Source organism: Candidatus Symbiopectobacterium sp., from assembly GCF_020054415.1.
Taxonomy (GTDB): Bacteria; Pseudomonadota; Gammaproteobacteria; order Enterobacterales; family Enterobacteriaceae; genus Symbiopectobacterium.
On record NZ_JAHWCO010000634.1, the window covers coordinates 1 to 8,598 of the forward strand.

The 8,598-nt window shown below is 41.7% G+C and carries 7 protein-coding genes; all 7 read right to left on the reverse strand.

The genetic code is table 11. The features are described from left to right. Positions 1-170 precede the first annotated feature (170 nt). Complete coding sequence (locus tag QZ506_RS18470; protein WP_291973040.1) at positions 171-626, reverse strand: acyltransferase; 456 nt, start codon at positions 624-626, stop codon at positions 171-173. Positions 627-690: 64 nt separating this feature from the next. Beyond that, on the reverse strand, positions 691-1,893 hold the full coding sequence (locus tag QZ506_RS18475) for an oligosaccharide flippase family protein (RefSeq protein ID WP_291973041.1): 1,203 nt from the start codon (positions 1,891-1,893) through the stop codon (positions 691-693). Beyond that, a complete protein-coding gene (locus QZ506_RS18480) occupies positions 1,893-2,792 on the reverse strand; it encodes a glycosyltransferase (RefSeq protein ID WP_291973042.1) in 900 nt (299 codons plus the stop codon). Before QZ506_RS18480 ends, QZ506_RS18475 begins: the two co-directional genes overlap by 1 nt. Positions 2,793-2,832: 40 nt before the next feature. Further along, the gene (wzc, locus tag QZ506_RS18485) at positions 2,833-5,004 is read right to left on the reverse strand and encodes a tyrosine-protein kinase Wzc (protein WP_291973043.1); all 2,172 of its coding nucleotides are present in this window, start codon (positions 5,002-5,004) and stop codon (positions 2,833-2,835) included. 15 nt (positions 5,005-5,019) lie between these two features. Next, the gene (locus QZ506_RS18490) at positions 5,020-5,454 is read right to left on the reverse strand and encodes a protein tyrosine phosphatase (protein ID WP_291973046.1); all 435 of its coding nucleotides are present in this window, start codon (positions 5,452-5,454) and stop codon (positions 5,020-5,022) included. 26 nt (positions 5,455-5,480) lie between these two features. After that, entirely contained in the window at positions 5,481-6,617 is a 1,137-nt protein-coding gene (locus QZ506_RS18495) for a polysaccharide export protein (protein WP_291973044.1), read from the reverse strand. Between the two features lie 114 nt (positions 6,618-6,731). Beyond that, complete coding sequence (gene wecA, locus QZ506_RS18500) at positions 6,732-7,820, reverse strand: UDP-N-acetylglucosamine--undecaprenyl-phosphate N-acetylglucosaminephosphotransferase (RefSeq protein WP_291973045.1); 1,089 nt, start codon at positions 7,818-7,820, stop codon at positions 6,732-6,734. Between the last annotated feature and the right edge of the window lie 778 nt (positions 7,821-8,598).

The following is an 8,598-nucleotide window of genomic DNA, read 5'->3' on the forward strand; positions in this document are numbered from 1 at the left end:
CCGCGCTGCTTGAGGGCCTTGTTATAAGAGGGCCAGTTGGTGATTTTAACATTTTGTTTTGCCATGGAGACCTGATTTTGAAACAACTGTGGTGATCTGCTCCGATGATTACCCAAAAGTTCTATTTATTCAACAAAGCCCACAAAAATCTTAAACAGGCTCCTTATTTGTCATACATCCTTAATTAGTCCATTTACTTTTGATATGAATATCTTATTACACGGGATGTTTTTTGTTACAACAGAACCAGAACCGATTACAGCACCATCACCGATAATAACGCCTTTTAATATAACAACATTTGCTCCAACCCACACTCGATTTCCAATAATAACCTCAGCCTTATTAAATCCTGACTTTGAGTATTCAACATCACATTGAATATTATGATCATGATCATAAATTTTTACTCCCTCACCAAACATACATCCCGAACCTATTTCAATTTTATCCATAGAATTTATGGATACATCATTATTAAAAAAAATATTCCCTTTTATAATAATATTTCCGCCATCCACACATACTTTTAATCCACTTCTTGCGACCAATCGGCCATAGCAACGAAAATTCCCTCTTGCATACGTTAATAATGAATTAGGACCTATCGTTGATGTAATAGGCATACTAATATGATGTAAAAGACACCATAACCGCGCCCGGATAATAGCTATAATATTTCTAATCATTCTAATCATTTATTATCAACACCCGATATAATAAAAACATTAAAAATGCTGAAATAAATTCAGATATAACAATTGAATACGCAACACCTACCCCATCATAATATTTTGAAAGAATAATCAACAAAGGAAAATGTGTAATAGTAACGGCAAGAATAACTTTGTTAAAAGGCTTTATATAACCTAATGCTAATATATATTGAACACCATATACATTACTAATTGAAACAAAAAATATTGACCAACTGTATATTTTAAGAATCTTTTCAGCATACATCCAATCAGCAATAAGATAACTTGTGATTATCTCAGAGAATAGATAGATAAAAATAACGTATAACGCAGCAGATCCTATCTGGAAACATGCTAAAAACTTTCTTCTAGACTTCAACTCATCATCTTTATTATTTATCATACGACAAATGAAAGGGTAAACAGCTTGTATTATGGGACTCAATGCTGCACCACCAGCCTTTGTAACACGATCAGCGATACCAAAAGCTGCGATGCCAGAATGCGATCCAACTAACGTGTAATAGAAACCAGGAAAAGACGTATATAGGGAAGCTAATGCCTGGGATCCAAACATACTCCATCCCCAAATAAAATAACGCTTGAGTTTCGCTGAAGACAGTACAACCTTATATAATGACAGATATGGTAATGTTAAATAAATTGCTCCTGAAAGCCTCAGCAACACTAATCCAAGCAGAAGACCACAAAGTCCCTGGTCATTAGAAACTAATAAGCATAATGGTAAGAATACTAGATTAACTAAAAGTGTCACAAGGCTAACTTTCAAAACTTTATTTATAGCCATATATAGCCAGACAGGCGAGAATGACTGTGCCGCACCCAATAGCACTCCAAAAAAAACATATAACCCGATGTTATCATACAAGGAATATGCTAGAGAAATAATTGTGGGAAAAATCAATACAATCACTTTTACATGCAGAACACCGACTAAAGCATTATGTGTAAACTTATTCTTACCTGCTTTGCCTGTTACCTTCCTCACCATTGAATAGTCAAAACCATAATCTATTAGAATAGCAACCCAAGCAGCTACTAGATTTGCCGTAAAATAATATGACAGATACTCTTTTGAAAAAACATTAGACAAGACTGGAATTATAAGTAATGATATAATTAACCGTGAAAATTTTACAACACCTAAATATAATATGTTTTTTATCAATGACATCATGATTTGTAAAAACTTCTCATCTGCATAATCATTATCTTAAAAAACAATTTCGTTCTAAAAAAATCTGGTTTGACTTTTAGGTATTTCAACCCATCTATAAAAAAAATAATAATATTATTTTTCTTACCTCTACACACAAATTTTTTTGCTTTTCCATAAGTATTCTCTATAATGTGATCAGTGATATATTTTCTCCTTACATCACATGCTTTTTCTAGTTGTGCATACATATTTTTTCTTGATACGCTATTTTTATGAATGCGGTACTTTAACAATGGGGATTCGATATTCAAAACCTTTGCACCATTAAAGAATATTGCTTCTAACCACAAAGCATAATCTTCCGCCATAAAATATTCATCTTTATATTTCAACTCATATACCCACCGTTTGGCCATTACTGTTGGATGAGAAAATGGAGAGTTAAATGGTATATATGATATTATCTCATCTTGTGTTAAAGGATATTTAGAATAACCTATTGTCTGATTATTGTTATCAATCTTTACGATATTCGAACCAACAATATCAAAACCGCACTCCAAATATTTAACTTGTTCCTCTAATCTATTGTGCATGGATATATCATCTGCATCCATTCTTGCAATATATTTTCCTTTAGCATACTGAACGAGTTCATTGAGAGTATATACTAACCCTTTATTATATCTCTCATATATCTTAATCCTTGAATCGTTCAATTTATTTAGAATTTCAGATGTACCATCAACGGAGCCATCGTTAATAATGATAATTTCAATATTTGTATAAGACTGTTGAATGATTGATTCTACTGCTTCTATAATATAATTCTCAGCATTAAAAACTGGTATGATGACACTTATTAATGGTTTTTCCATAGATGAATGTACCCCAAAAGGCCACCAACCTGCCACCAACCTGCCACCTACGCAGACTGGCAGCTATTACTCTCATTTATTTATGAGATTTATATTCACATGTATAATAGTTGTAATTACCATACCCATAATAACCAGCTGCGCGCTTAATAATTGCGTTAAGTATTACACCTTTAATTTCTGCGCCATTCTGCTCAAAGCGACGAATACTCACTTCAATCTCTTTTACCGTATTCATCTCAAAACGGGCAACAAGTAAGGATGTGCCCGCATGGCGACTAATAATGGCCGCATCCGTCACAGCAAGAATAGGTGGGGTATCTAGGAGTACCAAGTCATAATTTTCAGCAATCCACTCAATAAATTCGGCGAAACGACCATGCATCAATAACTCAGAAGGATTCGGTGGCACCTGACCACGCGGAATAAAATCCATACCCTCCATATGAGTTTTACGCACCGCATCTTTGGCCTGGATCTGTCCGGAGAGAATATCAGAAAGCCCATTGTTGCTCTGTACCCCCATCAACTCATGGGCATAGCCTTTGCGCATATCACAGTCAATGATCAGTATACGCTGCCCCGCCTGAGCGATAACAGCCCCTAGGTTGGCACTGATAAACGTTTTACCAATAGAGGGACTGGCACCCGAAATCATCAGCACATTATTTTTAGCTTCCATCATGGCAAAGTGCAGGCTGGTGCGTAAGCTACGGATGGCCTCAATGGCTAAATCAGCCGGGTTACCTATAGCAAGCAGTTCTGTAGAAAGGGTGTTGCTTTTCTTGCCCTTGGCCAACAACGCTTTGTCTTTCTTCTGTTGCCACTCAGAGAGAGGTACACTGGCATAAACGTTAATGCCCAACTCCTCTAGTTGCTCTGGGCTTTCAATTCCTTTGTGCAATAGGGTTCTCAAAATCACAAATGCCGTGGAGACCATCCCACCTAAAATCATCGTCAGCAACACAATCAATGGCTTTTTAGGTTTAACGGGTTTAGGCTGCACAACCGCCTTATCAATAATACGTACATTGCCCACTGTGCTGGCTTTGTTTATGCTCAGTTCCTGCTGTTTATTCAGCAGTTGCATATACACTCCTTGCACCGCCTGCACATCACGGGTTAAACGCAAAATCTCTTGCTGGGTTTTCGGCATGGCACCTACACGCTTATTCAGCTTATCGCGCTCTTGCTGCAAGGTTTTGCGTTTTTCCATCAGCGCACGGTAGGCAGGGTGCTCACGGGTATAGAGTTTGGAGATCTCTGCTTCTTTAAACGTCAATTCATTAAGTTGAGATTCAACAGATACCATGGTATCCAAAACTGCTTTCGCCTCTAACGAAAGATCGACAGAGTCATTTTGTTGGCGAAAGGTGTTTAATTTATTTTCTGCATCATTCAGTTGACCACGCACATTTGGCAACTGTTCTTTTAAAAACTCAAGGCTACGCCCTGCTTCTTCTGATTTACGCTCAACGTTTTGTTGCAGATAGTTCTGGCTGATACTGTTTAGAATCTTGGTGGTTAAGATAGGATCTTCACCTTCCAAGCTTAACCCCAAAACACCGGTATCCTTCCCTTTATCAGCAACAGTAAAATCATCTAATAATGCATTAATTGCTGTTAACGGATTAAGTTTTCTTAGGCGAAAAACGGTACCGTTCTCAGCTTGAATATCACTTACCAAGAGATCAATACCATTATGACTCTCTACCTGTCCCACCTTACCGGAGAAAGAAACGGTGTCCCCTCCCGTTAAAGTGTAATTCTCTTTATCGATAACGTTCAGCGTCAGTGGTTCATCCTGCCAACTTTCAGGCACATCAAGGCGAGATACAGCAATTTGGCCTGGCAGAGCATCCGTTAAGCGCGCAATACCTTTACCAATGATGGGAAAGTATTTCTGAAGCACATCAATATCTAATGCCAAATCAGTAATAGTCTTTCCCATTACCATACGCGACTTGATTAACTCAATTTCATCTGCTGATTGCGGTTTTGAATCCGGCAACATGCTGGAGATATCTTTAAGCAGTGAATCGCCACCGCTTTGCTCTACCTGTATCAATGCATCCGCTTTATAAATCGGTGTAGCCAGCATGGCATACATAATACCAACTATGGTAAACAGCGCCGTTACACCAATAATCAACCAACGATTATCTAGCAGAGTTCCAAGCAATCGCCCCAAATCAATCTCATCTGAACGATAAGTTTCAGATGTTTTCACTGAATTTTTCTCTGCCATCGGTTTCTCTGAAAATTATCGATTTAAAGCCTGCGCCCATTTTTGGGCCGACTGCTCTAGTTGCAAATAAACAAACTCAAAAGCTTCACGGCTTTTGCGATAAGGGTCAGCAATTTCTCTCTGGTTCAGCCAGTGGCCAAACAGCATGGTCTTGCCACGCACTTCCGGTGCCATGCGCCCCACTGCATCGATGTGGCTTTTTTCCATCACCAAAATCAGGTCATATTCTCTGCACAAGGATTTGGTGAGCTGTTGGGCTGAATGCCCTTCCAGTGAAAGGCCGTGCGCACTGGCTACATCACTGGCAGTGTTGTCCGCGGAGTGCTCAACCAGAGCGCCAAGTCCAGCAGAAGCGATTTTTTTAGTTGGCAATAGCTGTTTTAATAATCGCTCCCCAGTCGGGGAGCGGCAGATATTGCCGACGCATACTACTAAAATGGAATCAAATATGACGTTCTTCGCGTATCCGTGAACGATTACGGCCATGTACGCACACGCAGCGCGCCTTCGGTTAGATCATTAAATGCTGATATGGTTGGAGCCAATTGCGAAATTACGCGGTTCCAACGCACCAGAGGTGCGGTCGTTACATAAACCACATCATAGGGCTGCAGCTGGAACTCCGTCCCCATCACCAGCGATGTAGCATCCGCAGTATTCAACTGGTAGATATCGGCTAATTTCGGGCCTTGCGTACCGCGCAGCGGGCGAATAACAAACACACCGGTGGCGTCAGACATCGCCTGATCCATCCCTTCCGCATTGCCGAGCGCTTCGGTGAGCGTCATGCCGCTGCGGTCCATTTTCAGCGTGCTTTGCTTTTTCACTTCCCCCATCACAAACACCTTCAGACCATCGTTGCGTGGCACATAAAGGATATCGCCGGGGTAAAGAAGTTGGTTCTGAGAAAGGTCGCCGTTTTGCATCAACGCCTGAAGGGAAATACGTTTTTCCTGCCCGTTGTGGGTCAGCACCACATTACGCCAATCAGCGTTTTCAGTCAGCCCACCCGCTTTATTGATGGCATCCAGAATGGTTAACGGCACGTTAGTGACAGCCTGCTGACCAGAAGTCGCCACTTCACCAGAAACATATACTTTCTGCGAGCGGAATGCGGCAATGCTCACTTCCACCTGTGGAGATTCAATGTATTGCGCCAAGCGGTGCATTATCTCATCGCGAACCTGGGGGACTGTTTTACCCGCAACAGTCACTTTGCCAATATAAGGGTAAAAAATAGTGCCGTCAGCGTGTACCCAGTTACCAGTATCTGCTGCTGCACGGTAAGTACCTGCAGGGGTGGTCAATTCAGGGTGATCCCACACGGTAATCATCAGCACATCACCGACGCCTATATGATATTCGTAGCTTTGCAGTTCACGATCCAGTGCTGAGTTTGCTTGAGCTACCAGCGGTTTTGCCCGCATTTTCTCAATCAGGTAGGGCGTCATCGGGTAAACATTGACCAGGTTACTGATGTTGAAATCTGCATCCTGTTGTTTAATCACTTCCTTGCCACCGGTCGTCAAATGTGAACCAGGAAAAATGGTACAACCGCTCAGCAACGCGACAGATACCATCACGGGTATCACTTTTCTTTTGTAAGCTATCATCCTGTTTATGCCATAACCTTTAATAAGTTATAAGTTGCCGCCAATCCTCTGCCTCTGTCATAAAGAATTCGGGTGCTATTGATTCCATGAGTTACGGCTGTAAAAACGGGTAATTTACTTGTTCAGTGGCGTTTGGCTCACGTTGCTGCGCAAATGCCCAGGCTGACCGCTACCGCGGCGAGCACACGTCAGCAAACGCCATACCCGGGTAATTGACCAGAAATAGACGATGAATACCAGTAAAAACAGGCTAAGCATAACAGACTCTCGGATTCCTGCACGCTCACCAATAATACCTACCAGCGCAAAGATAAACGCCACACCAACAATGGCTAACAGGGTTTGACGCGGCCCCAGCCCCGCACGCAGTAAAATATGGTGAAGATGCTCGAGATCCGGCTTTAAGGGGCTGTCGCCACGGCGAATTCGGCGCGTCATGATAGTGACCATATCCATCAGCGGCACGGCGATAAACCATAATGCAGTCACCGGACGTATTACGGCGTCATGCCCTTGCGCTGCGACAACCAGCAACCAGATAACGGTGAAGCCAATCAAGGTGCTGCCAGCATCGCCCATAAAGACTTTAAATTTTTGTCCCCAAGGGATACCGAGATTGAGAAGAATATAAGGAATGGATGCAGCCAACAGGCACAAACTCCACTGCGCCAGTTCATGCTCACCATCCAGATAAAACATCACTGCCAGCGCACCAAAGGTGACGCAAGATAGTGCCCCCAGTAAGCCATCGATGCCATCGACCATGTTAAAAGCATTGATAGCGCCCCAGACCGCGAGCAGCGTCACTGCGTAGCCCGCCCAGCCCAGCACAAGCTCATAGCCAAACAGAATGTTACCCAAGCTCGCAAGATGAAGCCCGGAATACATCATGATACTGGCTACCAGCGCTTGCAGTAAAATACGAGGCATAACAGGGAGATCGAAGCGGTCGTCCAACACGCCAACAAAAATTAACGCACTGGCGCAGACCATGTAGAGAGAAAAATCAGGTAGCCATTCAGGATGAAGGGCATAGAGGATCCACAGGGCGAGATAAATAGAAACGCCCCCCACGAGGGGGATGTGCCCGCTGTGTTTTTTGCGAGAGTTCGGTTTATCCACTAACCCTACTTTTATTGCTGTTTTTCTTGCCAGAAAAAGCGCAATAAAAGCGCTTATAAAGATAACCGTAATTTCTTGCATTTTTGCACCATCATCAACCGTGAAGTTACTTCGCACCAGGCACGCTACCGCCCTTGGCTTATAGCCGACAACGTGCCGTTAACATGCGGAATACCGTCCGTGGACCACATTATGATTCTTGGATACTTATTTATTGTTACGGGCTAGTCAAGCAAAAAAATTTATTGTTACGGGCTAGTCAAGCAAAAAAAACCACAAAACTTTCAGAAAAAGACTCTATAGTGACGCACACGCCACTAACTATAGTATGGAGCACATTTCAATCTGTACAGTAACTTCTTGTATTTACAGATATTTTCAGATTAGGCCTATCCCGCGCAACAAAACCTCAATAACCTTAGGAAATCACATTTATTTTTATGTTTGAGTGTTTTTTAAACAAAACAGTTTTTTTAATAATTCCTTACAAGTGCTAGCACTCTTGCTCGTGGCTAGATACCGTTTTTTGAAAGTTAGCGATTTTAAATCAGCAAGTTACAATTCTAACTAGTTGTAAATAAAGTAATTATGTTTGCAATGATTTTGTGAAAATGTTGTTTGGCGGGCAATGCCCCCACAAATGCTGGTTCAATGCAGTCTGCGCTGCTACCCTATATCTGTTCTGGTTGATGAAGGTGAAAAAATTTATATGGAGTGGAGGCTTTGTTGAATAAATAGATTTTATGCTGGCAGCCCAGTGAAACGAAGGATCTTCGCAACGTAAAATCATGCAGTTAGGCCTCATGAGAAAAGTGTACACCTGAGATGACAAGCATTTTCAACCAAAACTGGCATGGAA

What these genes read in the sequence shown, in the direction of transcription:
- QZ506_RS18470 (WP_291973040.1), bottom strand. Translation starts at nt 626, where the DNA reads ATGCCTATTACATCAACGATAGGTCCTAATTCATTATTAACGTATGCA.
- QZ506_RS18475 (WP_291973041.1), bottom strand. Translation starts at nt 1,893, where the DNA reads ATGTCATTGATAAAAAACATATTATATTTAGGTGTTGTAAAATTTTCA.
- wzc (WP_291973043.1), bottom strand. Translation starts at nt 5,004, where the DNA reads ATGGCAGAGAAAAATTCAGTGAAAACATCTGAAACTTATCGTTCAGAT.
- QZ506_RS18495 (WP_291973044.1), bottom strand. Translation starts at nt 6,617, where the DNA reads ATGATAGCTTACAAAAGAAAAGTGATACCCGTGATGGTATCTGTCGCG.
- wecA (WP_291973045.1), bottom strand. Translation starts at nt 7,820, where the DNA reads ATGCAAGAAATTACGGTTATCTTTATAAGCGCTTTTATTGCGCTTTTT.